We start from the raw sequence: 25,751 nt of genomic DNA, 5'->3' as shown, positions 1-25,751 counted from the left end.
GCAACGATACCTTCTGGGTGCCGTTGCCGGGGCCTATGGCTTTTTAGCGCAGTGGGTAGAGTCGTAGCGGCAGCGAGTCGGCCCGGGCCGCGCGCCACGAGGCCAGGGTTTCAGAGTAGTTCTGCCCCGTAAACTCGGAATGCTCCAGAAACAGCAGCGAACTCTGCAGCTGGGGCGCGGGCCAGGCCGCCACCGGCCGCTGCCGGCGCAGGGAATCAAAATGCGCCACGCCGGTCACGCGCCAGTAGCCGTCGAGCAGCACGTACTGGTAGCCCTGGCGGCGCAAGGCAGCTAGCTGCCGCTCGTTGGTGATGGTGGTTAGTTGCTGATTCTCGCGCAGGTAGGGCGCCAGGTTTATGCCGACGGTGCTGGCCACCCGGGTGGCGCCGTGCTGCCGCAGCCAGGCCGCCACCTGCGGATAGGTGGTGGGCAACGGGGCATACAGCTCGCGGTGAATGCGCGTCAGGTTTAGCCCCACGGCAGCCAGCACCAGCCCCGCCAACGCCCACCGGGGCAACACCTGCCGCCCCCCCAGCACGGCCAGCGCAGCCAGGGGCAGGTAGACAAACAACAGCCCGCGCGGCGCCTTCACCAGCACCGACATGCCGGCCAGCATGCATCCGGCCCAAAACAGCAGGTAGGGCAGCAGCGGCCACGGCCGGCGCCAGGGGCGCCAGCCGCCGCGCCATTCGCGCCAGGCCAGCCAGCCGGCCAGCACCAGCCCTACCAAAAGCAGCGGCGACTCGTACTCGGCCAGGTAGCGCAGGTAGTACAGGCCATCGGGCTGCACGCCGGCCTGCCGCCCGGCGGGGTTGGCCGCCACTGGCACGGCCGTGCGGGCATAGAAGCCAAACCACCGGTACCACGGCAGCCCGTGGGCCACGCCCAGCGCCCCAAACAGCACGTAGGGCGCCACCAGTACCGGCAGCACGCGCAGCCAGGTGGACCGTTGCCGCCACAGGCCATCGGCCCGCAAAGCCTCCAGCACCAACAGCACGGGCAGCGCAAACAGGAATTTGTAATTAAAACTCAGCCCCAGCGCCAGCCACGCGGCCACCCGCAGGGCCGCGCCCGGACCAGGCCGCTGTAGCCGCGCAAAATGACTACGCAGCAACCCCGCAAACAAAACCATGCTGATGGAAATGGGCGTGAAGTCGCGCCCCGAGAAGGTGAGCAGCAGCGAAGTGCCGCCCAGCAGCGTGAGGGCCGCCGTTTCGGGGCCGCTGAGGCGGGCCTGCCGCGCCACCCAGGCCGCAAACAAGCCCACGCCCGCCACGCCCAGCAGCGCGTTGATGGCCTGAAACACCAGATAGCTGCGCGTAGCCAGCGCCACGGGGATGTACGACACCAGAAAAGCCGGACTGCCGGGAATAAACAGCCGCGCAAAATTGCCGTGCGCCATGTCCTGCACCACCTGCCAGTTGCGCACCGAGTCGTAGTCGGACGGGCCGGCCTCGGGCAGGCGCCACAGGCGCACCACGGCCACCAGCAGCAGGGCCCCCAGCAGCCACCAGCGGCGGCCAGAAGCAGGATGTTCGTTATTTGTACCGGTTACTGATGCCATACACTGCAGGTGGCGCGGGCCGGCGCGAAGGTCGGCAGCGCCGCCGGAACATCTTTGCTATCCCACGCGCCGCCCATGAATATTCTACTGGTTGAAGACGACCCGCGCCTTTCGGCCCTCATCCGGCGGGGGCTGGAAGAAGAGCAGCTGACCGTGCGCGTGGCCCCCGACGGCCGCGAAGGCGAGCAGCTGGCCCTCTCCCACCCCTTCGACCTGATAATTCTGGACGTGCTGCTGCCCGAGCGCAGCGGCCTGGAGGTGCTGGCCGCCATTCGCCACCACGACCCCGACGTGCCCGTGCTCATGCTCACGGCCCTGGGCACCACCACCGACAAACTGCAGGGCTTCGGCGGTGGGGCCGACGACTACCTCGTCAAGCCCTTCGACTTTGCCGAGCTGGTGGCCCGGGTGCGCGCCCTCACGCGCCGGGCCAGCCCCACGCCCAAAGGTTCGCGCCTCACCTTTGCCGACCTGGTGCTCGACGTGCCCAGCCGCACCGTGACCCGGGCGGGCCAGGCGCTGCGCCTCACGGCCCGCGAGTTCAACCTGCTGGAGCTGCTGCTGCGCCACCCCGGCCGCGTGCTCAGCCGCAGCGAAATAGCCGAGCACGGCTGGGACGAAGCCTTCGACGCGGGCAGCAACGTCATCGACGTGTACGTGAGCTACTTGCGCAAAAAGGTGGACCACGGCTTCGACCAGAAGCTCATTCACACCGTGACGGGCGCCGGGTACGTGCTGCGACAGGAATAATGTCTGCCCGAAACATGACTCACGCTGCTATTCCCGTTCTTTTCGCATGACTATTCGCAATCGCCTCATTTGGCTGTTTGTGGGGCTGGTGGCGTTTATTCTGCTAGCGGTGCTTGGCTCGGCCTTCCTGCTGCAGCGCGACTACGGCCAGCGCGAGTTTCGGCAGCGCCTGCGCGACCGGGCCGAGGTGGCGGCCTACATCTTTCTGGAAAAAGACGAGCTGCGCAGCGCCGCCTTTCAGGTGTTCCAAAAGCGCTTCCAGCAAACGCTGACTGAAGAAATCATCCAGATTTACGATGCGCAGGGCGAGGTGCGTTTCGTGCGCGAAGATGCCCGCCTCGAAGTGCCACCCGACGTGCTGGCCCGCATCGTGGCCGGCAGCGAAGAGTATTTTACCGACGGCCCACGCGAGGCGGTGGGCTTCTTTTACCACGACAACCAAGGCTCCTTCGTGGTGGTGGCCGGGGCCGAAAACGTGTACGGCCACGCTCGGCTGCAGTCGCTGGCCACCATCATGGCGTCGGTGTTTGTGCTGAGCCTGCTGCTGATTTACGGGGCCGGCCGCGTGTTTGCCGACCGCGCCCTGGCCCCCATTGCGGCCATCAACGACCAGATGGAGCGCATCAGCGCCCACGACTTGCACCTGCGGGTGGCCGAGGGCCTTTCCGGCCACAAGAAAGACGAGCTGTCGCGCCTGGCCCACACCTTCAACCGCCTGCTCGACCGTCTGGAAGCCGGTTTTGAAGCCCAGCGGGCGTTTGTGCGCTACGCCTCGCACGAGCTGCGCACGCCGCTGGCCGCCAGCATTGGCGAGGCGCAGCTGGCCCTGGCCCGCGACCGGGAGCCCGCCGCCTACCGCACCGCCCTGCGCGACCTGCTAGCCGACCTCACCCAGCTTAACGCTCTGCTAAACCACCTGCTGGAGCTGGCCCAAGCCGAAGCGCCCCTGCCCGAGCACGACGCCTGCATTCGGGTCGATGAGCTGCTGGCCGAAGCCTGCGCGGCCGTGGAGCCCGCCCAGCGCCCGCGCCTGCAGGTGCACACCGGCCGCCTGCCCACCGAGCCCGAGCAGCTGGAGCTCACCGGCAACCGCGCCCTGCTCGGCCGCGCCCTCAGCAACCTGCTCGAAAATGCCCTCAAGTATTCGGCCCCGCAGCCCGTGCTGGTCTCGCTCGAATACGAGCCCGGCCAGGTGCTGCTGCGCATTCAGGACCACGGCATTGGCATTGCCGAGGCCGATTTGCCACAGGTGTTCCAGCCCTTTTTCCGGGCGGCCAACGCGCGACCGGTGGCGGGGCACGGCGTGGGGCTGGCCCTGGCGCGCCGCATCATTGAGCGGCACGGCGGCCGGCTCGACCTAAGCTCACGCCTGGGGCAGGGCACCACCGTGCAGATGCGGCTGCCCACGGCCTAACCGCACTTATGCCGCCCAATCGGCTTTTTTTCGCTTTCTAATCCCGTTTTAATAACCTCCCTGTAGTCTTGCGGCTGTCATCAACGCTGCATTTCTATGGAGAAGCTCAATCTGCTGCCGCCCATTTCCGGGGCGCGCAAGCTGCCCCCCGCCCCGCACGCCGCCCGGCGGGGGGCGGTGTTGGGAGCCCTGGCGCTGGCCTTGGGGGCCTGCTCGGCCGACGTGCCCCCGCCCGAACCGACTGCCTCGGCTCAACTCGCCTCCCGCACTATTTCCCAGCCCGCAGTCCCCGAGGTGCTGCCCGATTCCGAACTGGTGCTGAGCGGCGAAATTGCCGCCGACCCCAACCGCCTGGCCCGCGTGTTTCCGCGCGTGGGCGGGGAAGTGCTGCGCGTGGGCACCGACCTGGGCGACGAAGTACGCCAGGGCCAGGTGCTGGCCGTGCTGAAAAGCCCCGAGATAGCGGCCCTGCAGCACCAGCGCACCACCACGGCGGCCGACTATGAGGTAGCCGCCAAAAAAGCCGCCGAGCTAGCGCATTTGGAGCAGGCCGGCCTGGCCTCCGGGCACGAGGTATACACGGCCCGCCAGGAAGCGCGGCGCGCTGCCGGCCACGCCGCCGCCAGCCAGCGGCAGATGGGCGTGTATGGCGTGACTCCCGGCGAAACCTACACCCTGCGCGCCCCGCTGGCCGGCTACGTGCTGGAAAAAAAGCTGAGCCCGGGCATGCGCTTTAACGCCACCGACCTGCAAGCGGCTTTTGTGGTGGCCAATCTCGACCAGGTCTGGGTGATGGCCAACGTGTTTGAGTCCGACTTGAGCCGGGTGCGGCCGGGCCAGGCCGTGGAAATCATCACCCTGAGCTACCCCGACGCGCCGCTGCGCGGCCGCATCGACCAGGTTTCGGCCCTGCTCGACCCCGAAAGCAAGGTGATGAAGGTGCGCTGCGTGCTGCCCAACCCGGGCCACCGGCTGAAGCCCGGTATGCACGCCCGGGTGCGCGTGCTTGCCGATGCGCCGACTTCCGCGGCCAGCCTGGCCACGGCCAAATCCGAAACCACCACTTCTACCCACGCCAAGCCCTAGCCATGACCGCCCTCCTGATAGAACCTGATGAAGGGCCGCGCCAGGCATTGCGTGCCTTCCTGCACCAGGCCCAGTACCACTTCGACGTAGCCACGACCTTCGCGGAAGGGGCCGCCCGGCTCGCCGGCCAGCCCTACGATTTCGTGCTGCTGGCCCAGGCCCTGCCCGACGGCGACGGCCTGCACCTGCTGCAGGTGGCCCTGCGCCACGAAGACCATTTCACGTCCTGCATTCTGTTCACGGCCACCGACGCGGTGGAGGAGCGTCTGCGCGGCTTCGCCCTCGGCGCCGACGAATGCCTGCCCAAGCCGGTTTCGGTGGCCGAGCTGGAGCGGCGCATGCGCGTCATTGTGCGGCAGCGCGTGGGGCTGCAGCGGCCGGCCATTCACTTCGGGGAGGGGTTTGTGCTCGATTTGGCCGCCCGGCGGCTGTGCCACAACTCGCAGCCGGTGCACCTGAGCCGCAAGCAGTTTGACGTGCTACACCTGCTGCTGCAGCGGCGCGGGCAGGCCGTGACGCGGCAGGAGCTGGGCGCGCACATTGGCCGCCATCCGCACAACCACCAGGAAAACTCCAACTACATCGACGTGCACATCATGAACGTGCGCCGGGCCCTGGCCCCCTACGCGCCGGCCGACTTTCTCGAAACCGTGAACGGCATCGGGTACCGGGCCGCGTAGGGCGTGTTGGCGCGGGGCCGTAGCTTCGCGGCCCACTCCGTTTGCGCCCCGCGCGTTTTCCCTTATGCGTCTCGTCATTCAGCGCGTTTCCGAAGCCAACGTCACCGTCGACGGTCAGATTACGGGCCAGATTGGGCCCGGCCTGCTGGTGCTGGCCGGCTTCGCCCCCACCGACAACACCGCCTCCCTCACTTGGATGTGCCGCAAGCTGGTGCAGCTGCGCATTTTCAACGACGAAAACGGGCAGATGAACCGCAGCGTGCAGGACGTGGGCGGCCAGGTGTTGGTGGTGAGCCAGTTTACGCTGCTGGCCGATGCGCGCAAGGGCAACCGCCCCAGCTACATCGGGGCCGCGCCGCCGCCCATTGCCGAGCCGCTATACCGGCAGTTTGTGGCCATGGTGGTGGCCGAGCTGGGCCAGCCCGTGCCCACCGGCGTTTTCGGGGCCGACATGAAGGTGAGCCTGCTCAACGACGGCCCCGTGACCATCGTGCTCGACTCGCCCGCCTAGCCTCCATTTTCAACGCGCCTAACTTCCCCTTTCATGACCATCGAAGAAGCCCAGCAAACCGTCGACAGCTGGATTAAAAACACGGGCGTCCGCTATTTCAGTGAGCTCACCAACATGGCCATCCTCACCGAAGAAGTGGGCGAAGTGGCCCGGCTCATCTCCCGCCAATACGGCGAGCAGTCTTTCAAAGAGTCCGACAAAGGCAAGGACCTCGGCGACGAGCTGGCCGATGTGCTGTTCGTCGTCATCTGCCTGGCCAATCAAACCGGCATCAACCTCACCGAGGCCATGGCCCGCAACTTGGAAAAGAAAACCCAGCGCGACAGCCAGCGCCACAAGAACAACGAGAAGCTGCAGTAGCTGGTTGGGGCAAAAGCCAAGCGGCCGTCATGCTTCGGTTGCGCTCAGCATAACGGCCTTTCAACCACTACCCATTGTTAACCAGCCGGTCTTCGCGCCAGATGGGCAGCACGTCGGCATACGCATCCACCCGCAAACAGAATTCAAAATCCTTGCTGGCTTCCAGCGAATTGAGCCGGCGCACGTGGGCCGACTGCAGCAAGTAGCTCGACAAATCCCCTTTGCCCTGCTGCCACAGGTGCAGCGCGGCCAGCGTCGCATCGGAGCTGCGCACGTCGAAATCCGGCGCCAGCCGCTCGGCCAGGGCACCGCCAAAAACGGTGTCTTCGAGGCAGAACTGGCCTTTCCAGCCGGCGCAAACCACCAGCACGTCGCGGCCCTGGGCACGGGCGAAGGCAGCGACTGCTTCCAGGTTGAGGAACGCGCCCACCACCACCGCTTCGGCCGTCAAGGAGCGGCGCAGCGCCGCCGTGCCGTTGGTGGTGCTGATGGTGAGGGCGCGGCCGCGCACCGGCCGCGCCTCGTCCAGAAAGCCGAAGGGTGAATTGCCCAGGTCGAAACCGGGCGCCGGCAGGCCGTCGCGCTCGGCGGCGGTGAGGCAGCCGTGCTGCTGGCCGTAGGCCGTGCACTCGTCCAGCGACGCCACCGGGAAAACGTGCGTGACGCCCTCCCCCAACGCCGTCACAATGGAGCTCGACGCCCGCAGAATGTCCACTATAACGGCCACCCGGCCGCGCAAATCATACAAAGGCAGCAACTCAGGCGAGAAGCAGATGTCTACGTTGAGCATAAAATGTTGCGCGGACGTTGCAGTCCGCGTCTCCGCGCAATGCGCGCAGTGGGGTATATAATGGACGCGAAGACGCGGACTGCAACGTCTGCGCTGCAGCGCTATTCTTCCGTGCCTTTGGTGAGCGGCAGCTTGCTCACCGTGGCGGGCAGGTTTTTGCCACGAATCTGCACGAAGATTTGGGTGCCGGGCGCGGCAAATTCCGTTTTCACGTAACCCAGCCCGATGCCTTTGCTGAGCGAGGGCGACTGCGTGCCGCTCGTCACGTCGCCGATTTTCTGGCCGTCGGCGTCCACCAGTTCGTAGTGGCCGCGCGGAATGCCGGGGCCGTCCATCACGAAGCCCACGAGCTTTTTATGCACGCCGGCTTCCTTCTGCTTCTTCAGGTTTTCGGAATTGGTGAAGTCCTTGGTGAATTTGGTAATCCAGCCCAGGCCGGCTTCCAGGGGCGAAGTGGTGTCGTCGATGTCGTTGCCGTAGAGGCAGTAGCCCATTTCGAGGCGGAGCGTATCGCGGGCGCCCAGGCCAATGGGCTTGATGCCGTAAGGCTGGCCGGCGGTCATGATTTTGTCCCAGACCATGGCGGCGCTTTCGTTCGGAATGTAGAGCTCGAAGCCGCCCGCGCCGGTGTAGCCGGTGGCCGAAATGATGACGTCGGGGGCGCCGGCGAAGGTGCCCTGCACGAAGGAATAGTACGGAATGCTGCTCAGGTCCACGTCGGTCAGGGATTGCAGCGCGGCACTGGCCTTGGGGCCCTGCACGGCAAACAGGCTGGTGCGGTCCGAAATGTCTTCCATTTCCACGCCTTTGGTGTTGTGGTGCCGAATCCAGTTCCAGTCTTTTTCGATGTTGGAGGCATTCACCACCAGCAGGTAGTCGTTGTCGGCCAGCTTGTACACCAGCAGGTCGTCCACGATGCCGCCGTCGTGGTTGGGCAGGCACGAATACTGGGCTTTGCCGTCGGTGAGCTTGCTGGCGTCGTTGCTGGTCACGCGCTGAATGAGGTCGAGGGCCTCGGGGCCGCGCAGTCGGAACTCGCCCATGTGCGACACGTCGAAAATGCCCACCGCGCGGCGCACCGTGTGGTGCTCGTCGAGGTCGGAGGAATAGCGCACCGGCATGTCATAGCCGGCAAAAGGCACCATTTTGGCACCCAGCGCGCGGTGCGTGTCGTTGAGGGTAACGGTTTTCAGGGAAACGGTCATGGGCGGAGTGATGGATTGGCGGGTTGGTGGGATTGGGCTACAAAGGTGGGGCAAAAAAGAAAAGCCGCTTCGGATGGAAGCGGCTTTTCCGAAACTTCTGTCATCCCGAGCGCAGCCGGCTAAATCGTGCTAGATGCGCACCATCCAGTTGTGCACGTCGGCGCCCTCGCCGGTGCGAATGGCATCCAGCGCCGCGCTTACGCGCTTGGAGAAGGCCTGGGCGCCGGTCACGGGCAGGTCGTAGTCGTGGCCCTCGTAGCCGATGGTGGCAATGGGCGCAATGGTCGCAGCGGTACCCACCCCGAAGGCTTCTTCGAGCTTGCCAGCGGCCAGGGCGTCCATCACCTCGCGGCTGCCAAGCTTGCGCTCTTCCACGGTCAGGCCCATGTCGCGGGCCAGTTGCAGCACGCTGCGGCGCGTCACGCCGTCGAGGATGGACGTGCTGAGGGCGGGCGTCACCACCTTGCCGTCCATCACGAAAATGGCGTTCATCGTGCCCGATTCTTCCACGTACTGGTGCTGCGAGGCATCGGTCCAGATGAGCTGGTTGTAGCCTTCGTTCTGGGCCAGTTTGGTGGGGTACATGGCGGCGCCGTAGTTGCCGGCGTTTTTGGCGTAGCCCGCGCCGCCCTCAGCCGAGCGCACGAACTTCTGCTCGAATCGCACGCGCAGGGGCTTGTTGAAATACAGGCCCACCGGGCAGGTGAAAATCATGAAACGGTACGTCTCCGACGGCCGCACACCAATGAAGCCATCGGTGGCAAACATGAAGGGGCGGATGTAAAGCGACGAGCCCGGCGCGCTGGGCACCCAGGCGGCGTCCAGCTTCAGCAGCTCGCGCAGGCCGTTCATGAACAGCTCTTCCGGGATGGTGGGCATGCACATCCGTTCGGCCGACGAGTTGAGACGGGCCCAGTTGTCGAGCGGCCGGAACAAGGCCACGCCGCCGTCGTGCTGATGATACGCTTTCATGCCCTCAAAAATGGCTTGGCCGTAGTGCAGGGCCGAGTTGGCGGGGCTCACGGCCATGTCGCCGTAGGGCACTATCTGGGCTTCCTGCCATTCGCCGTTGACGAAATCCACGGCAAACATGTGGTCAGAAAATGCCTTGCCGAATTCTAAATGGTCAAAATCGACCGAGGCCAGGCGAGACGCCGTGGTGGGCTGGGTGCGAATGGGAAGAATGTCAATCATGAGCGAGCGAGTTCAGGAAACAAAGAGTGGGTGGGATTTTGGGAAGTACGTAGGATGCAGAGGCTGCGACTACCGCCGCGGGCCATCAAAAACAAAAGGTTAGGGCTAAGACACCATTTTCGTCAAAGTCGTGCCTGCCAGGTCACTTCTTCCACGCCCAGGTCGTGGGCCATGGCCCGGCTCAGCACAAACAAGTAGTCGGACAAGCGGTTCAAATACACCACCACCAATTCGGCCACAAACGACTCCTCGCCGAGGTGAATGGCCAGCCGCTCAGCCCGTCGGCACACGCAGCGGGCCACGTGCGCGTGGCTCACGGCCGGGTGCCCGCCGGGCAAAATGAAGGCGCGCAGCTCCGGCAACGCCAGGTTCATGCGGTCCATTTCGTCTTCCAGCAGCGTCACGTCGGCGGCGTGCAGGTCGGGCAGCTTCATTTTCGACTTTTCCGGGTCGGCGGCCAGGGCCGACCCAATGGTGAACAGGCGGTCCTGAATTTCCTTCAGCAACGGCCGGCGGCCCGCGTTCACGTCCTGGTCGCGCACCAAGCCAATGTGGGCGTTCAGCTCGTCCACGGTGCCGTAGCACTCAATGCGCAGGCTGCTTTTGGGCACCCGCGTGCCGCCAATGAGGGACGTGAGGCCTTTATCGCCGGTTTTGGTGTAGATTTTCATTGCGTGGAAATTGCTTGGCGACCCGCGCCGTTTAGTGGGCGGCGGTGGCGTGGGTGGTGATGTCCTTGTTCACCTCGTCCGATTCCACCAGGCCATCGCGCAGGCGCACAATGCGGTGGGCGTAGCGGGCAATGTCTTCCTCGTGCGTCACCATGATGATGGTGTTGCCCTTGGAATACAGCGCCTCAAACAAATCCATGATTTCGTGGCTGGTTTTCGAATCGAGGGCGCCGGTGGGTTCATCGGCCAGCAGCACGCTGGGGTTGTTGACGAGGGCGCGGGCAATGGCCACGCGCTGGCGCTGCCCCCCCGACAGCTCGTTGGGCCGGTGCGAGGCCCGTTCGGCCAACCCCACCGAGCGCAACGACTCCATGGCGCGCTCGGTGCGCTCGCGCTTGCTCAGGCCGGCGTAGATGAGCGGCAGGGCCACGTTATCGAGGGCCGTGGCGCGGGGCAGCAAGTTGAAGCTTTGGAATACAAACCCGATTTCCTTGTTGCGCACCTCGGCCAGCTGGTTGTCGCTCATGCGGCTCACGTCCTGGCCGTTGAGGATGTACTGGCCTTTGCTGGGCGTGTCGAGGCAGCCCACGATGTTCATCAGCGTGGACTTGCCCGAGCCCGACGGCCCCATGAACGCCACGTACTCGCCGCGCGGTATCTGGATGCTCACCGAGCGCAGGGCGTGAATGACCTCGGCGCCCATCACATAATTTTTGGCGATGTCACTGGTTTCGATGACGTTGGGGTTCATGGCTCGAAATACTTATTGCAGAGGAGGAATGGCGGGAGCAACGGAGAAGGAGTCGGAAGCAGCCGCGCGGGTTGCCCGGTGCTGCTCGTACTCGGCCGCTAAAGTAGCATACGCGGCGGGTGCCAATTGCTGGCGCAGCTGGGCCAGCGCGTCGGTGGCATATTCGGTCAGGCCAGCGTCGGCGGCGGCCAGCGCGTAGGCCCTCAACAGCGTTGGCGACTGGGGGTTTTCGTCGAGCCCGGCCCGCAGGGCTTCGTAGGCGGCCGTGTAGCTGCGGCGCCGGGTGTAAAAGCGGCCCGCCGCCAGAATGGCCGGTTCGTTGAAAGGGGCCTCCTGCACAATGCGTTGGTAGCTTTTGGCGGCGGCGGCCGCGTTGTTCGCCTGCTCGGCCTGCCGGGCCTGCGCCAACCAGTCGTCGCCAATACGCGTCACAGCTACTCCCGGCGCAAACGAAGCCGCAGCCAGTTGCGCCAGCGTCCGCCGCCCCAACAGCTGCAAGGCCGAATCCGGCGAGGCCGCCAGGCGTCCTGCCTGAGCCCGCGCCGAATCCGGTTGTCCGTTCAGAGCCAGGGCGTAAGCGCGCGTTTCGCCGGCCTGCACCGCGCCGTGCGAAGCCGCAAACGCCAGCTGGTCGGCCGCAGTAGCATACTGGCCTTGCTGCAGTTGCCACAGCCCCAGCAGCATCTGGTAGTAGGCAGCCGTGCCGGTAGTGCCCGCCGCCACGGGTAGCAATAGCTGGCGGGCAGCTCGCTCCTGTCCCAATGCATGCCGGGCATACGCCTGCAAAAACACCAGCTGCTCGTAATACGGCGCGTTGGCCTCTGCTCTGGCAAGGTTTGCCAAATGCGGCAAACCTTGCCGAATGCCAGCGGCGTTCTGCGTTTTGATGTTGGCCAGCACCGAATGGTAAAGGTGGGCAAAGGTGGCGTCGTCCAACACGGCGGGCGGGGCCGGCGCGTCAGCTTTCACCGGCTTCGTGAGCAGGCCCAGCAGCAATTGGTTGGCCGCGAGAGCTGGTTCGGTGGCGGGGTTGCTGCCGCCGGGCTGCTTTTGGGCTTCGGCATAGAGGTTCTGGCTCAGCAGGAAGCCCAGTTGGTTGGTGCGGCTGGCGTAGCTGCCGGGGTTCAGCCGCTCGGCTTGGTCCAGGTAAAAGGCCACGGAATCATTCAGGGCCGTTTTGGTAAAAAGTTGGGCCAGGTCGCCGGCCAGGGCGGCACTGCGGGGCTGCGCTTTGAGGCCGCGCCGTAGGATGTCGAGGCCCTCGAACAAATCTTCGGGCTGATTGAACAAGCCGGCTAGGCGCACCGACACCTTCTCGCTGGGCCCGCGCAACAGGGCCCGGTTTAGGGCCACGATTTCGTTGCCGCGCTGCTGCCGGAAGCGGTACAGAGCTGCCCGCCCAAACTGAGCGTGGAAATTACCCCGGTACAGCACGTCGCCGCTTTCGGCGTAGTAGCGTTCGGCCAGCACGGCCAGGCTGAGGTCGTCGGGCGTGGCTTCGCTTTGCTGTCGGGCCAGGTCGCCGAGGTGGTTGTACTGGCCGGCCTGCACCTGGTCGGGCAGCGGGAAGCTGCGGCGCGACTGAACGATGACGATGCCGCCCACCGCCAGCACGTACACCGTGTAGAACGGCAGCCGGCGCGGCTCAAACGCCACCCGGTACACCCGCAGCCGCTGCTGAATGAGCGGCATGAAGTTGATGAGCACATACAGCCAGAAGCTGCCCCCCAGCAGTAGCAGCGCCAGGCCCGTGAAGCTGCGGGCCGCCGCCAGCAGCGGGGTATTGTCGGTGGCAAAGGCATAGCCCAGGGCGCCCGCGGCGCCGGCCACCACCAGCGGGTACAGCACCCGGGCCTCGGCATACGGCACCGTACCGGCGTAGCTGGGCGCCCGCAGGCGCAGGCCCAGCCCGCCCGCCAGCACCGCCGGCAGCAGCAGCACCAGGGGGTCCAGGCTCACGCCCGGTAGCAGTTGCAGGCCGTCGTTCCACACGTATAGCAGCAATGCGCCCAGGTACAGCAGACTCGCGGCCACAAACGGCCCTAGCCCAAACCGGCTCCCCGGCTGCTCGGCCTGGGCATTGAACCACAGCAGGGCCCGGATATTTTCTACCCCCACCCACAGCACCAGCAGCGCCACCAGCACAGCGCCGCCCGGCGTGGCGTAGGCGGCCAGCTGAAGCGCGGTCTCAGCGGCCGGCAGTTGGCTTTGGCTGAAAATCAAGAGGCCCAAGCCGACCACAATCGCGCCCAGCACCAGCACGCGCCGTCCCAGGCGCCATTCCTCGGCAAAAGCGTGCAGGGCATAAGCGCCACCGCCCACCAGCCCCAACATGAGGTACAGGAAGTACCGCTCGCTGGTATTGAAAATGCCCAGCGACTCGGTGTTGAGCGACAGCAGCAGGAAGATGACCGGAATCATGCCCGCCACAAACGCCAGCCGAGCCAACGTGCTGGCCACGGCCACCCACCCCACCAGCGCCGCCGCCAGCAAGAGCAAAAACAGCCCCGCCGCCACCGGCTGCGTAAACGGCCCGGCCACGTCGTGCGTCAAACTCACAATGAAGCCGCTGGCTTGCACCGGCACGCGCACCGGACCGGCCGCCACCTGCTCCAGCGTGAGCGGCACGGCCTGCAGCTGCGGCAACAGGCGCATGGGCAGGGTGCTAGCGGGGCCTGTGAAGTAATAAAAAATGGCCAGCCCCACGGCCAGCGCGGCCAGCACGCCTAGCCAAGTGGGCCGCCAGGCGCGCGTCGAAGCAAGATTCGGGCTCAACTATTCCAGCACTTTGGGCACCCGGAAGTAGTCCGAATCCTTGCGCGGGGCGTTGCGCAAGCCATCCTGGTGGCTCACGGTGTTGCGAGCGTCGTCGTCGCGCAGCACGTTCACCTCCTGCGACAGGTGCACCAGCGGCTCCACGCCCGTCGTGTCGAGGCTTTCGAGCTGGGCCACGAAATCGAGGATGTTGTTCAGGTCGCCGAGCATCTGCTGCTCGCGGGTGGCGTCAAATTCGAGGCGGGCCAAATGGGCCAGGCCGCGCAGGGTGCCAAGGTCGGTGCTCATAGTGAGTTAGAAATTACTAATTTAAGAATTGGCCGGCTGGGGAGCTTCTTCGGCCACAACGGTGGCCGGGTCGCGCCAGGTACTGGGACCGGGCTTCACGGCACCCTCCGGCAGAAAATCGCCGGTGAGCAGGGCCGCCACCTGCGCTTTCAAGGCGGGAATATCGGCCAGGGTAAGCCCGGTGGTGGGAATGGGCTTGTGAAAAACAATTTTGAGGCGGTGGTAGCGCACCCGCAGGCTGCCCTTCACGTCGGGCATAAACATGTGGTTGAGCGGCTGGCCCACCGGCACAATGGGCACTCCTGCTTCAATGGCCATCTGAAATGCTCCGTCGTGCAACGGCAAGAGCTCTTTGCCCGGCGTGGGCGAAATGCGACCTTCGGCAAAAATGGCAATGCTCTTGCCCGCCGCCAAGCTGCGCTTGGCCATCACCATGGCTTTGCCCCGGCTCACGGCGCTGGCCCGGTCCACGGTGATGTAGACGCGGCCAAAGATGGGCCCCCACACCGGCGTTTTGGCCAGCGAGGCCTTGCCCATCATGTTCAGAAACCCCGGGATGTACTTGAACATCATCATGATGTCGATGTACGAGCCGTGGTTCGACACGTACACGCAGGGCTGCGGGGCGGGCTCGCGGGTTTCGCGCACCACCTCCACGGGCACGCCCCACATGGTGATGGACAACCACGACCACCACCGGTTGATGGCGTGCACCACGTATTCGCCGCCCGGCCGGCGGCTGTAAAACCACTGCACCGGAAAGGTGAGCACAAACGGCAGCACAAACCAGAACGTGGCCCACGTGGTGTAGAGGCGCTGGCCGAGGTAGCGAAGCAAATGGCGCATGGCGGCAAAGTTAGGGCATTCCCTTGGCTGGCGTTTGCCCACCCCGGCAAACCCGGCGCTTCTACTTCCGTTCGGCCAGCAGCTTTTCTGCTTTCAGCAACCCGGCCACGCTCATGCTGTCCGTAATGCGGTCTTCCATGCACAGACGCACGGCTTCGGCCAGCGGCAGCTTCCAGAGGCGCAGGTCCTCGGTTTCTTCGGGCTCTACTTCGCCCGCGGTCAACTCTTCGGCCAGAAACACGAAGCCTTCTTCATCGGTCACCGAGTTGGAGGTGTGGATGCGGGCAATGCGTGTCCAGCGGGCGGCGCTGAGGCCGGTTTCTTCTTTCAACTCGCGCTGAGCCGATTCCAGCGTGTCCAGTTCCACGGGGCCGCCGCCCATCGGAATTTCCCAGCTGTACTCGTTCAGGGCGTAGCGGTACTGGCCTACCAGCCAGGTGTTGCCCTCGGCATCGACGGGAATAATGCCCAAGGCCTTGTTTTTCATGCTGACTACGCCGTAAATGCCGCGCCCGCCGCTGGGGTTGAGCACCTGGTCTTCACGCACCGAAATCCAGGGGTTATGGTATTTCACCTCCGTGCTGAGGGTATGCCAAGGGTTGTGGGTTTCGTCGACGACGGGCGCTGCAGATAGGGACATAGCGGAAAATCGATAAAGCAAGAGCCGTAAAATTACGTTCGGGCTCGTCAGCCAGTCGGTTCAATCGTCGGCTGGATGCCGTCATCCGCCGTGTCAGACGTTTCATTGGGCGACTAATATGTTCCATTAAACCAAATTTCTTTGCGCTCCGCCCTCGCAGCCTAGTATCTTTGACCCATAAGTACCCCCGCACGGGCTGGAAATGTGGAAAGGAAGGACCTCTCGTGCGGCGGCGCTCTGGCTGAAAAGGTGGGGTAGACACCTCTAAGCCGGACCCGCCACTTTAAGGCCGTCGCATTCGTGCGGCGGCCTTTTTTGTTGGTTTAGCCGCCCGCTCCCCGCACGCGGCCGTAGCGCTTTCAACCCAAACCGGAGCCTCGCCGTACCATCAGAAACCGGCCGCCCACATCCCGGCCGTCCCCTTCTCCCATGGCCCAGTCCAATTCGAAATCCAACCAGAAGTCTACCGATAACGAGCACGACCCGCTTTTCAACCTCAAGCACGCGGAAGCCGAAGCCGACCTGGCCCAAAAAACCAACGGCCTGGGCCCCGTTACCAACGAGTACGTGACCACCGACGAGGATGAGGAAATCGACGAAGGCCCGCGCGACAGCCAGGGCCAGCGCCGCGGCGAGCCCGACAACTCGGCCGAAGGCAGCACCGCCGGCCGCCACTAGCTTTTGCGGCTCTACCGAGCCCCTTTACTGCAATGCGCGAATTGAGCCCGTATTTTGGGCTTGATTTGCGCATTGACTTTTTTAACGCCCGTGCTCCTCGCCAATTTTTCCGGCCATTCCCTCGAAGCTGGCCTCGACGAAGCCGGCCGCGGCTGTCTGGCTGGGCCCGTCTTTGCGGCCGCCGTCATCCTGCCCGCCGATTTCAACCCGCGCTTTCTCAACGACTCCAAGCAGCTCAGCGCCAAGCGGCGCGATGCCCTGCGCCCCGAAATATGCGCTCAGGCCGTGGCCTGGGCGGTGGGCCAGGCCACGGTTGAGGAAATTGGTAGCATTAATATCGCCCAGGCCAGCTACCTGGCCATGCACCGCGCCGTGGCGGCATTACCGCTCACGCCCGAGCACCTGTTGGTGGATGGCAACCGGTTTCGGGCAGTGGCCGGCATTGCGCATACGTGCGTGGTGGGCGGCGACGGCCTTTACCGGCACATTGCCGCCGCGTCGGTGCTGGCCAAAACCTTTCGCGACGAGCACATGGCCACGTTGGCCGCCGAGTTTCCCGAATATGGCTGGGAGCAGAACGCGGGCTACCCCACGGCCCAGCACCGCGGCGCTATTCGGGCACACGGACCCAGTCCGCACCACCGCATGGGGTTTCGGCTGTTATAACACCGCTGATTCAGCAAAAGAGTTAGCTTTTCAGCTTCAGCAAGTCCAAGAACAAGCTGAAGCCGTCGACGCTCGTGCCACCCTCGCCGAACTTGTCGAAGCTCAGGGGCTTGATGATGTAGCCGCTCACGGCCAGCTCCTGCGCCTTGAGCCGGTCCGATTCCAAGTCGGAGGTGGTCATGACAAACACGTTGAGCCCCACAAACTCGGGGTCGGACCGCAGGGTTTCGAGCAGTTCCAGCCCGTTCATGCGCGGCATGTTGATGTCGAGCATCACCACGCTGGGCCGGGCTATTTTGGGCTCGTCGCCCTCGCCGCGTAGCATTTTAAGCGCTTCGCGGCCGTTGCGGGCGTGCACCAGCGGCACATTGATGTTTTGGCGGCGCAGCTCGCGCTGCACGTTCATGACGTCCATCTGGTCGTCTTCCACGAGCAAAATGCTGGGCGTGGGATAATCGGCGGACATAAGCGTAACTATTGTTCAATGGCGGGAATATGCCCGCAGAAACAGCCGCGTGCGGCCGTCAGGTAGCGACTGATACGGGCGAAACGCCTCCGGCGGCTACAGTGGCGCTCACATTTTTGGCTTTGGGCGGCTGCTTGGGCCAGGTGAAGATGAACTTAGCGCCCTGTCCCTCCGCCGATTTCACGCCAATGCGCCCCCCCTGGCGCTCCACAATTTTTTTCACAATGGCCAGCCCCACGCCGGTGCTTTCCAGCGTGTCGCGCTCGGTAAGGGTTTGGAAAATAACGAAAATACGGTCGTGGTATTCCGGCGCGATGCCGGGACCGTCGTCGGCCACGGAGAAAAGATAAAAGTCCCCCGCGTCGTCGCAGCTGATGTGCACGGTACCCGTTTCGGGGTGGTCGTGGTACTTCAGGGCGTTGCTGATGAGGTTGGTGAACACCTGCTGCAACTGCACGGCGTTGGTAGTGAGCGTGGGCAGAAAAAACGGCAGCTCCACCGTAAAGCCCGGCGGCGGGTTGAGCGTGTCGACCACCTCGCGCAGCAGCGTGCGCACAAACACCGTTTCGTTGGCCTGAGCCACGCGCCCGATGCGCGCCAGGTCCAGAATGCCGGTGATGAGCTTTTCCATGCGGTGCACCCGTTGGCGCATTAGCCCCAAAAACTCGCGGATGTGGGGCGGCAACTGTTCGGGGCCCATGTCTTCTTCTATCCAACGCGAGGCACTCTCGATGCCCCGCAAGGGCGCCTTCAGGTCGTGCGACACCACATAGGCAAACTGGTCGAGTTCCTGGTTGCGGTTTTCGAGCTGGGCGATGTTGGCGCCCACCGTGCGGGCCATCACGTTCAGGGCCGAGGTAAGCTCGCTCACTTCGTCCTGCTCGTTGTCCACTATCTGGCTGCTGTAGTCGCCGTCAGCCATTTTGCGGGCCAGGTTCACCATGCTGCGCAGCCGCTTGCCGAAGATGCGCACGATGTAGCTGGCCCACAGCAGCCCCAGCACCAGCGCCGCAATGGCCAAGCCCGCCGATAGCCATTCAGCGCGCACGATGCTCCGGTCCAACTCGTGCCGCAGGCGGGAGCGGGTGCGCGCCTCGCTGGCTTCGAAGGCGGCCAGCCGCTGCCGGATGTTGTCCATTATTTGCTTGCCGGTGAGCCCTTCGGTGAGGCGGCGGTGCGGCATGCCCTCTAGGCCGCTCTGGCGGGGATTGCGCCGCCGGGTTTCCCGCTTCTCAGCCACCAACAAGTGGCTGTAGCTCGCCCATTGCTGAAACAGACGTTGCGATTGGTCTACGAGCGCCACTTGCTCGGGCGAGCCCGACACCAAATCGCGCAGCTCGGCAAACCGGCCCACCAGTTGCCGCTCGCCATCGTAATAAGGCGCCAGGGTTTGCTCGTTGCCGATGAGCAGGTAGCCCCGAAACCCGGTTTCCATGTCGATGACGTTGCGCAGCAGGTTGGCGGCGCGGTTCGTTACCCGCTGCGATGCCTCTACCCGGCGCGAATTGTGCAACACTTGCCCAGCCAGTTGGTAGTAGATGACCACCACCACCGCAAACAGCGCCAGTAGCAGCACAAACCCAGCAAACAGCTTGGTGGTAAGCGTTATTTTCATGCAAGTGGCCCGCGGGCTCGTTTTAGGCCTCCCTACGCAGCTTCTCCTCCATGGTTTGGAGCAGCACCACCATTTCGTCGGCAATCAGCTGCACGGAGCCAAATCCGGCCACGGCCTGCTCTACCTGCCCGGCCTGGTGCATGTCCATCAGGCGGTTGGCTTCGTGGTGGATGAGCACGTGCTGGCGGTCGAACTGTCGGGCTTCGGGCAGGTGGCTGTAGGGCCCCCTATTGCGCATGCGGTCGGCAATCCAAAGTCCGAGGCTGCACAACTCCGGGTCGCGCAACGGGCCTTCGGCGGTGCCACGGCCAAAAAGAAACGACCGCAGCTTGCTTTTAAAATGTACATGCTTGATGTGAGCCGATTCAAAATCCCGCTTAAGCTCTTCTGGAGTCATAAATAAAACCTACTGGATGCGGCACTTACGCGGCATTTTGGCCACGGTTGCCGACACGCTATACGTACGTCGCTGAGGAAACACCGCTTTTGCCGCAAACTTATAGCCGCCGCTTCGCGCATCATGGCAAGGCAGTCGTCGTCCCGGTGCAGAATTCGGTACTTTTGCGCTTCACACCATACCGGGCGCGGCCAGCGGCCCCCGCGGCATCACGGCCGCCCCTCTCACCCATCCCCCACCATGACCCAAGACCAGATAAAGGACTTGAAGGGCCGCGCCGAGGCCCTGAGGAGGTATCTTTGACTACGATGCCCGCAAAGAACAATTAGCCGCTTACGAGGCTAAAACCACCGCCCCCGGCTTCTGGGACGACTCCAAAGCCGCCGAAGCCACACTGCGCGAAATAAAGCCCATCAAGACCTGGACCGACGACTTTGAAGCCGTGCAACAAGCCCTGGCCGACACCGATGTGCTGTACGATTTCTACAAAGAAGGCGAAGTGACCGAGGCGGAGATGGAGGCCGACTACGAGGCCACGCTTAAAAAAGTAGAAGCGCTGGAATTCAAGCGCATGCTTTCCGACGAGGAAGACCAGCTTTCGGCCATCATCGACATCAACCCCGGCGCCGGCGGCACCGAAAGCCAGGACTGGGCCGAAATGCTCATGCGCATGTACATCATGTGGGCCGAAAGCCACGGCTTCGGGGTGAAGCAAATCAGCTACCAGCCGGGCGAAGGCGCGGGCATTAAGTCGGCGTCGCTCGAAATCGACGGTGACTTTGCTTACGGCTACCTCAAAAGCGAAATCGGCGTGCACCGCCTCGTGCGCATGTCGCCTTTCGACAGCAGCGGCCGGCGCCACACCTCGTTCGCCTCGGTGTTTGCCTATCCCGTGATTGATGACACCATCAACATCGAAATCAACCCGGCCGACATCTCCTGGGACACGTTCCGGGCCGGCGGCGCCGGCGGGCAAAACGTAAACAAGGTAGAAACCGCCGTACGCCTCACTCACGCTCCTTCCGGCATCATCATCGCCGTCCAGATTGAGCGCAGCCAGCTCATGAACAAAGAGCACGCCCTGCGCATGCTCAAGTCGCGCCTCTACCAGATTGAGATGGACAAGCGCAACGCCGAACGCGACAAAGTAGAATCAACCAAAAAGCGCATCGATTTTGGCTCCCAGATTCGCAACTACGTGCTGCACCCCTATAAGCTCATCAAGGACCTCCGTACCGGCATCGAACGCACCGACGTGCAAAACGTGCTGGACGGCGACTTGGATGAATTCATTAAGGGCTTTCTAATGCAGAGCTAGCTTAATTCTGTATTATTCCTCACTCATGGAACAAAAAAAGGGCTACCCAATTTGGGTAGCCCTTTTTCATTGGTTGTTAAGACTTGGGGCAGGCACTAGAACTTGTCCCAGAAAATCTTAGTCGTCACCAGGTCGCCGCCAATGGCCGACGAAGCAGCCTTGTAGTTGGCACCGTTCAGGTTCTGTTCCACCACGGGATAAGTGAGGCGGAGGGGCAATGCGCTCAGAGCACCGGTGGGAGCCGTCAGCGTGGGCGAATCGAGGCGACGGTACTCTCTCCACGAGTCTACCGGCTGGCCGTAGAGGGCAATCCACTTCTGCACGCCAATCTTCTGCTTGTAGGTACCGGTGGCGGTAGCATACGCCACCGTGGGCTGGGCCAAATAGGTGGTGGCTTCGGCTTGCGTCCCCCCCCACTCCAAGATGGAAGCGGTTACGCCTGCGTTGTAGTGGCCAGCGGCGGTGCCGCCTACGGCGTAGCCGCGCTCAACCGCCTCGGCCAGCAGGAACTCTACCTGGCTGTACGACAGCAATACGCCGGGCATGGTCGGGTCTTCCAGTTTGTCACCGGGAGCCGAGTAGGTAGCGTAGTTGTTGTTGGTGCCATACACGCCACCGCGGTACGTGCCGTTGGCGGCCAGCTTAAAGTAGTCGTTGCGACGCGGGTCGTTCAGGGTATTCAGGCGCGTGATGAACGTGCCGGCACCCACGAAGTCAAAGCGGCCGCTCTGAATCAGGTCTTCCCACACCGGGTTGGTGTTGGGAGCCGTCGACAGGAAATTCAACTGAGCATTTTCCTCGTTGCTGGTCAGCACGTTAGAAGCTGCTTGCTGAGCCATTTGGCTGGCTTTAGTATTGTCGACGTCGGAGATGGTCAGGGCCAAACGCAGTTTCAACGAATTGGCAAACTTCTTCCAGCTGGCCATATCGCCGCCGTACAACAGGTCGCCTCCTTCAAACGCACCGCTACCAGCGGTTGTGTTCATCTGGCCAATGGCGGCATCGAGACGAGCAATCAGGTCGTTATAGACCGTAGCCGCATCGTCGTAAGACGGCTGAGGGTTGTTGATGTCCAAGGCCTTAGAGTAGGGCACGTTGCCGAACGTATCCACCAGCGTCGACCAAGTATATACCTCGAGCACCTCCACGATGGCGTTCTGGTTGTTGCGAACACCGGTGGAAATGAGTTGGTCGGCGGCGATAATCTTTTTCGATTCGCGCAGGTCGGCCAATACGTCACGGTACAGCGCCGTCCAGAACGAAGCCGGAATCGGACGAGTGGTGATGTTGTAGATGCTCTCGTCGAAATAGGTCGTCTGGGCCCAGTACTGCACAAACAGTCGGAATGGGTTCAGGTTGACGCTCGAACTGGTCACGGTGCGGGCCAGGCTGCGCTCCGCATTCGACACCAGCGTCACGCTGAGAACTTTGGTAGCGCTTTTGGGGTCGACGTTGTAATCGTCAAGGCTATCCACGCAGGACGTTGCCAGAAACAACGCCGTTGAGAGAAATAGAAGTGTCTTTTTCATTTCGGGTAGTTGATTAAAAGCCGTTGATATTAGAACCGGAAGCGCAGGTTAGCACCGAGGCTACGCACAGCCGGGAAAGAACCCGACGAATAGCCCTGGCCCAGGTTGCCGGAGCTCAAAGCATCTTCCGGGTCAGCATCGGGCAGGTTCTTGTGGATAATCCACAGGTTGCGACCAATCAACGAAATGTCAATGCCTTTTACGCCACCCATTTTCGACAGGAGCGTATTCGGGAGCGAGTAGGTCAGCGAAACTTCACGCAGTTTCACAAAGCTGGCGTCGTACACGAAAGTCGAGTTGGGGTTGCGCAGGTAGCCATACAGACCGTATTCCGTGTTCGGGCTGCGAACCGTGTTCTGTTGGCCCGAAACGTCGACACCACCAATGGTAGTTCCGGCAGCGTATACACCGGGCAGAATTACACCACCGCTGGTCGAGGCGTAGGTACCGTCGGCATTGCGGGTGATGGGGGTACGGCTGGGGTTGCCCAATTCGTTGTCGGCGGCCGTCTCGGGCTGCATGCCGGTGGCCAGGCCGTAGTAACGGTCGAGCGAGAACACATCACCGCCTTTGCGGATGTCAACCAGGAAATACAGCGACAGACCTTTGTAGCTCACCGTGTTCGAGACACCGCCTTTCCAGTCGGGGTTTGGGTCGCCGATTACGTTGTTAGCACCCGTCTGGGCGTAGTAAGCCGCCGTGGGCAAGCCCGTGGTAGCGCTCTTGGTCACGTTCAGGATGCGATTGCCGTTGTTGTCGTAGCGATAGTCGGAGCCGCGCAACGAGCCGAACGCCTGGCCTACCGTGGCGTTGGAAGTCAGGCCGCCCTGGTACGAAGCCAGCACGATGTTGTCGAGGCCTTCGGCCAGCGACAGCACCCGGTTTTCGTTCTTGTACCAGTTCAGGTTCACGGTCCAAGTCACGTTGTCGTTTTTCACTGGGGTGATGTAACCACCAATTTCAACACCGCGGTTGCGAATTTCACCCGAGTTGACGTAACGCTGGCTGTAGCCAGTGGCGGTCGACAGGTTCAGAGGAATAATCTGGTCGATGGTGTTTTGTTGGTACACCGTAGCGTTCACGCCGAGACGGCTGTTGAGGAAAGCGAGTTCCACACCGGCTTCAATGCTCTTGGTACGCTCGGGCTTCAGCTTGTCGCTGTTCTTGATGCTGGGCAGGCTGAAGAGGGCCGTCGAGCCAAAAGCGGTGGGCTTGGAGTAGTAGTCGTACACCACCTGCGACGGGGCATCGTTGCCTACTTCGGCATAGTTCAACAGGGCTTTGCCGTACGACAGCCACGGGGCCGACTCTTTGGTCAGTTCAGAGAAAGCAAAGCTGAGGGCCGCCGAAGGATAGTAGAATACGTTGTTTGCTTTGGGCAGGGTCGTCGATTTATCCCGACGCAAGGTCAGGTCGAGGAACACCAGGTCGCGGAAGCCGAACGTAGCGCTACCGAAGATGCCATCAACCCCAACTTTCGTTTCGCTCTCAAGCGGAGGAGTCAGGGGGTCAACCGAGTTGGAAAGCGAGTACAGGCCGGGCACCGACAGGCCGTTGTTCGTGAACGCACGGATGCTGCTCACGGCATTACGACGCAGGTTGGCACCAATCAAGCCTTTAAAGCTCAGGTTGCTGGCAATGTTAGCCGAGAAGTTACCAATCAGGTCGAAGTTGGCTTCGCGCGAGGTGCGGTTGTAACGGCTGTATTCCGAAACACCCACGCTGCCCACGGCAATGCGCTCTTCCTGAATTTCGCTATAGGTGTCCAGCGTCACGCGGCCCAACACGTTGAACCAATCGGCAAACTTGTAGGTAGCGGCCACGTTGCCGAAGTAACGGTCACGGCCATCCGTTTCGTAGTTCTGGTTGCGCACCCAGTAGGGGTTGTTCCAGTAGATGGGTTTCAGGTTGTCCGGGTCGGCGTAGTTCCAGGTAGCGTGGTAGCCGCGGCCGATGTTGCGCTCATACGCATCCTTCTGGTCCTTGATGTCCACGTTGGTCTGCCACCACTGGCGCATGTTGGTGATGATGTTGCCATCGCCATAGCCCGTGCCGTAGCGGCCCTGGCCCTTGATGTTGGTGTAGTTGATGGAGGCGCTGGTCGTCAGCTTGGGGGTCAGGTTCAGCGAGCCCGCGAAGTTGATGATGTTCTTGGCGATTTTGCTGTTCGGCAGCACGCCGCGGTCATCCACCCGGTTGTAGCCCAATTTGAAATAGCCGGCGTCGTTGCCACCGTCAATGGTCACGCTGTTGTTCAGCGTGCTGGCGGTTTCAAAGAAGGTTTCGGCGCCGTTTTTAGCGTTTACCCACGGCGTGGCTTTGCGGTAGTTGGGGGAGGTAGGGTCGAAAGAGTCCCACTGATAAACGAGCAGGTTCGGGTCGAACTTACCACCGTAGGAAGCATCTTCCGACAAGGGAGCCACCAGTTCTTCGGTGCCGTTGCCCTGAATGTCACGGAGCAGGAAATAGCCCGTGGCGTCTTCGTAGTAACGGCCGTAACCGGCGCCGTAACGGTCCTGGTATTTGATGAAAGTGCTTTTATCAATACGGCCCAGCGTAGCGCCGGCGTTTACCGTCACGCCCAGGCCACGGCGGCCCTTCTTGGTGGTAATCAGAATCACACCGTTGGCAGCACGCGCGCCATACAGGGCGGTAGCAGCAGCGCCTTTCAGCACCGTGGTCGACGCGATGTCATCGGGGTTGATGTCGGCGGCAGCGTTGCCGTAGTCGTAGCCACCGCCACCGGTAGCCTGAGCGGTCGTATTGGTGTTGGCGTTGCTAATCGGCACCCCATCCACCACGAAGAGTGCTTGGTTGTTGCCGAACAGCGACTTCGTGCCGCGGATAACCACGTTCGAAGAACTGCCAAGGCCGTTGCTCTGCGTGATGTTCAGACCGGCCACTTTACCAGCCAGACCGTTCACCGCGTTGGGGTTACGAGCTACCGTAATGTTATTGCCCTCAATCTGCGTGGCCGAGAACGGCAGCGAGTTGCGGGTACGCTCTACGCCGAGAGCCGTTACCACTACTTCGCCCAGCTGCTTCACGTCAGCGGCCAGGCCGATGTCGTAAGTGTTGCTGGAACCAATGGGCTGCTCAACGGTAGCATAGCCGATGGAGCTAACCACCAGCGTGGTGGCCGAGCTCGGTACGCTTAGCGTGAAGCCACCGTCAGCATTCGTGGAAGCGCCGACGGTTGTACCCTTAACCAGGACGGTAGCCCCGGGGAGGCCCTGGCCGTTGGCACGGTCAGTTACTCGCCCTGATAGGGAGCGGTCCTGAGCATAGACCTGCTGCAACAGGCCGGTCATTATAAGCATGACCATACATAAGAGTTTTTTCATTTGGCTGGTTGGTTGGTGAGTGAAAAGGTAAAAAAGCAAAAGTGTGGGGCAGCAATTATACAAGAAAATTAGCTTGCGCTGGCAGAAATGGCCTTTGTTGGCCTTTGGCCATTCTCGAAAAGCAGTACGGCAAATAAAAAAGGGGAGCCTGCTATAGAGCCGGATACCTCTGGCGAGCAACGCACAAGGCAAGATTTCCTGTCAGACGGAAGA

The 25,751-nt window shown here is 62.7% G+C and carries 24 protein-coding genes; 9 read left to right on the top strand and 15 right to left on the bottom strand.

Annotated features, from left to right (window positions below; translation table 11 throughout):
- Positions 1-43 precede the first annotated feature (43 nt).
- Complete coding sequence (locus tag JAO73_RS13950; RefSeq protein ID WP_198977670.1) at positions 44-1,564, bottom strand: hypothetical protein; 1,521 nt, start codon at positions 1,562-1,564, stop codon at positions 44-46.
- A 75-nt stretch (positions 1,565-1,639) separates the two neighbouring features.
- On the opposite strand from JAO73_RS13950, the gene JAO73_RS13945 reads away from it, so the two are divergent.
- The 6 genes from JAO73_RS13945 to JAO73_RS13920 all read left to right on the top strand — a co-directional run bounded on the left by JAO73_RS13945 (position 1,640) and on the right by JAO73_RS13920 (position 6,365).
- Entirely contained in the window at positions 1,640-2,314 is a 675-nt protein-coding gene (locus JAO73_RS13945; protein WP_190927585.1) for a response regulator transcription factor, read from the top strand.
- Between the two features lie 46 nt (positions 2,315-2,360).
- Complete coding sequence (locus JAO73_RS13940; RefSeq protein WP_198977669.1) at positions 2,361-3,728, top strand: HAMP domain-containing sensor histidine kinase; 1,368 nt, start codon at positions 2,361-2,363, stop codon at positions 3,726-3,728.
- A gap of 96 nt (positions 3,729-3,824) precedes the next feature.
- Positions 3,825-4,814: an efflux RND transporter periplasmic adaptor subunit gene (locus JAO73_RS13935; RefSeq protein ID WP_198977668.1), complete on the top strand. Its 990-nt coding sequence runs from the start codon at positions 3,825-3,827 to the stop codon at positions 4,812-4,814.
- A 2-nt stretch (positions 4,815-4,816) separates the two neighbouring features.
- Positions 4,817-5,494: a response regulator transcription factor gene (locus JAO73_RS13930; RefSeq protein ID WP_198977660.1), complete on the top strand. Its 678-nt coding sequence runs from the start codon at positions 4,817-4,819 to the stop codon at positions 5,492-5,494.
- Between the two features lie 64 nt (positions 5,495-5,558).
- On the top strand, positions 5,559-6,005 hold the full coding sequence (gene dtd, locus JAO73_RS13925) for a D-aminoacyl-tRNA deacylase (protein WP_198977659.1): 447 nt from the start codon (positions 5,559-5,561) through the stop codon (positions 6,003-6,005).
- A gap of 33 nt (positions 6,006-6,038) precedes the next feature.
- Positions 6,039-6,365: a nucleotide pyrophosphohydrolase gene (locus JAO73_RS13920; protein ID WP_198977658.1), complete on the top strand. Its 327-nt coding sequence runs from the start codon at positions 6,039-6,041 to the stop codon at positions 6,363-6,365.
- A 67-nt stretch (positions 6,366-6,432) separates the two neighbouring features.
- On the opposite strand, the gene JAO73_RS13915 is transcribed toward JAO73_RS13920, so the two are convergent.
- The 9 genes from JAO73_RS13915 to JAO73_RS13875 all read right to left on the bottom strand — a co-directional run bounded on the left by JAO73_RS13915 (position 6,433) and on the right by JAO73_RS13875 (position 15,525).
- Positions 6,433-7,155 carry a 2-phosphosulfolactate phosphatase gene (locus JAO73_RS13915; protein WP_198977656.1) on the bottom strand — a complete coding sequence of 241 codons (723 nt, stop codon included), beginning with the start codon at positions 7,153-7,155 and terminating at the stop codon, positions 6,433-6,435.
- A gap of 101 nt (positions 7,156-7,256) precedes the next feature.
- Positions 7,257-8,360, bottom strand: a complete 1,104-nt coding sequence (gene gcvT, locus JAO73_RS13910) for a glycine cleavage system aminomethyltransferase GcvT (protein ID WP_198977654.1) — start codon at positions 8,358-8,360, stop codon at positions 7,257-7,259.
- Between the two features lie 129 nt (positions 8,361-8,489).
- Entirely contained in the window at positions 8,490-9,554 is a 1,065-nt protein-coding gene (locus JAO73_RS13905; protein WP_198977653.1) for a branched-chain amino acid aminotransferase, read from the bottom strand.
- 122 nt (positions 9,555-9,676) lie between these two features.
- Positions 9,677-10,225 (bottom strand): cob(I)yrinic acid a,c-diamide adenosyltransferase, encoded by a 549-nt coding sequence (locus JAO73_RS13900; RefSeq protein ID WP_198977651.1) that lies wholly within the window; start codon positions 10,223-10,225, stop codon positions 9,677-9,679.
- A 31-nt stretch (positions 10,226-10,256) separates the two neighbouring features.
- Complete coding sequence (locus JAO73_RS13895) at positions 10,257-10,976, bottom strand: ABC transporter ATP-binding protein (RefSeq protein WP_198977647.1); 720 nt, start codon at positions 10,974-10,976, stop codon at positions 10,257-10,259.
- Between the two features lie 12 nt (positions 10,977-10,988).
- Positions 10,989-13,751 carry a hypothetical protein gene (locus JAO73_RS13890; protein ID WP_198977637.1) on the bottom strand — a complete coding sequence of 921 codons (2,763 nt, stop codon included), beginning with the start codon at positions 13,749-13,751 and terminating at the stop codon, positions 10,989-10,991.
- Positions 13,752-14,039, bottom strand: a complete 288-nt coding sequence (gene gatC, locus JAO73_RS13885; protein ID WP_198977634.1) for an Asp-tRNA(Asn)/Glu-tRNA(Gln) amidotransferase subunit GatC — start codon at positions 14,037-14,039, stop codon at positions 13,752-13,754.
- A gap of 21 nt (positions 14,040-14,060) precedes the next feature.
- Positions 14,061-14,885, bottom strand: coding sequence for a lysophospholipid acyltransferase family protein (locus tag JAO73_RS13880; protein WP_198977633.1), 825 nt, complete (start codon positions 14,883-14,885; stop codon positions 14,061-14,063).
- Positions 14,886-14,946: 61 nt separating this feature from the next.
- Entirely contained in the window at positions 14,947-15,525 is a 579-nt protein-coding gene (locus JAO73_RS13875; RefSeq protein ID WP_198977632.1) for an NUDIX domain-containing protein, read from the bottom strand.
- 429 nt (positions 15,526-15,954) lie between these two features.
- Between JAO73_RS13875 and JAO73_RS13870 the strand changes: the two genes are divergently transcribed.
- Together JAO73_RS13870 and rnhB are read left to right on the top strand one after the other, a co-directional pair.
- Complete coding sequence (locus JAO73_RS13870) at positions 15,955-16,203, top strand: hypothetical protein (protein ID WP_198977630.1); 249 nt, start codon at positions 15,955-15,957, stop codon at positions 16,201-16,203.
- Between the two features lie 90 nt (positions 16,204-16,293).
- A complete protein-coding gene (rnhB, locus tag JAO73_RS13865; protein WP_198977628.1) occupies positions 16,294-16,869 on the top strand; it encodes a ribonuclease HII in 576 nt (191 codons plus the stop codon).
- A gap of 22 nt (positions 16,870-16,891) precedes the next feature.
- Here rnhB and JAO73_RS13860 read toward each other — a convergent pair whose 3' ends face one another.
- From JAO73_RS13860 to JAO73_RS13850, 3 genes are read right to left on the bottom strand one after another with little or no spacing between them, the layout of a single operon-like run.
- Entirely contained in the window at positions 16,892-17,335 is a 444-nt protein-coding gene (locus JAO73_RS13860) for a response regulator (protein ID WP_198977627.1), read from the bottom strand.
- Between the two features lie 58 nt (positions 17,336-17,393).
- A complete protein-coding gene (locus JAO73_RS13855) occupies positions 17,394-18,950 on the bottom strand; it encodes a sensor histidine kinase (RefSeq protein WP_233169204.1) in 1,557 nt (518 codons plus the stop codon).
- A gap of 22 nt (positions 18,951-18,972) precedes the next feature.
- On the bottom strand, positions 18,973-19,188 hold the full coding sequence (locus tag JAO73_RS13850) for a hypothetical protein (RefSeq protein WP_198977626.1): 216 nt from the start codon (positions 19,186-19,188) through the stop codon (positions 18,973-18,975).
- A gap of 399 nt (positions 19,189-19,587) precedes the next feature.
- Here JAO73_RS13850 and prfB point away from each other — a divergent pair.
- A protein-coding gene (prfB, locus tag JAO73_RS13845) for a peptide chain release factor 2 (RefSeq protein ID WP_190927626.1) occupies positions 19,588-20,665 on the top strand; the annotation gives its coding sequence in 2 pieces (ribosomal slippage) (positions 19,588-19,647 and positions 19,649-20,665; 1,077 coding nt in all).
- A 95-nt stretch (positions 20,666-20,760) separates the two neighbouring features.
- Here the strand turns inward: prfB and JAO73_RS13840 are convergent.
- The gene (locus tag JAO73_RS13840) at positions 20,761-22,194 is read right to left on the bottom strand and encodes a SusD/RagB family nutrient-binding outer membrane lipoprotein (RefSeq protein WP_198977625.1); all 1,434 of its coding nucleotides are present in this window, start codon (positions 22,192-22,194) and stop codon (positions 20,761-20,763) included.
- A 29-nt stretch (positions 22,195-22,223) separates the two neighbouring features.
- Positions 22,224-25,520: a SusC/RagA family TonB-linked outer membrane protein gene (locus tag JAO73_RS13835; RefSeq protein ID WP_233169203.1), complete on the bottom strand. Its 3,297-nt coding sequence runs from the start codon at positions 25,518-25,520 to the stop codon at positions 22,224-22,226.
- Between the last annotated feature and the right edge of the window lie 231 nt (positions 25,521-25,751).

Origin of the sequence: Hymenobacter miniatus (assembly GCF_016427455.1) — a bacterium.
Classification (GTDB): Bacteria; Bacteroidota; Bacteroidia; order Cytophagales; family Hymenobacteraceae; genus Hymenobacter; species Hymenobacter armeniacus.
Note: the sequence above shows the minus strand (reverse complement) of the source record. Positions and strands in the feature narration are given on the sequence as shown.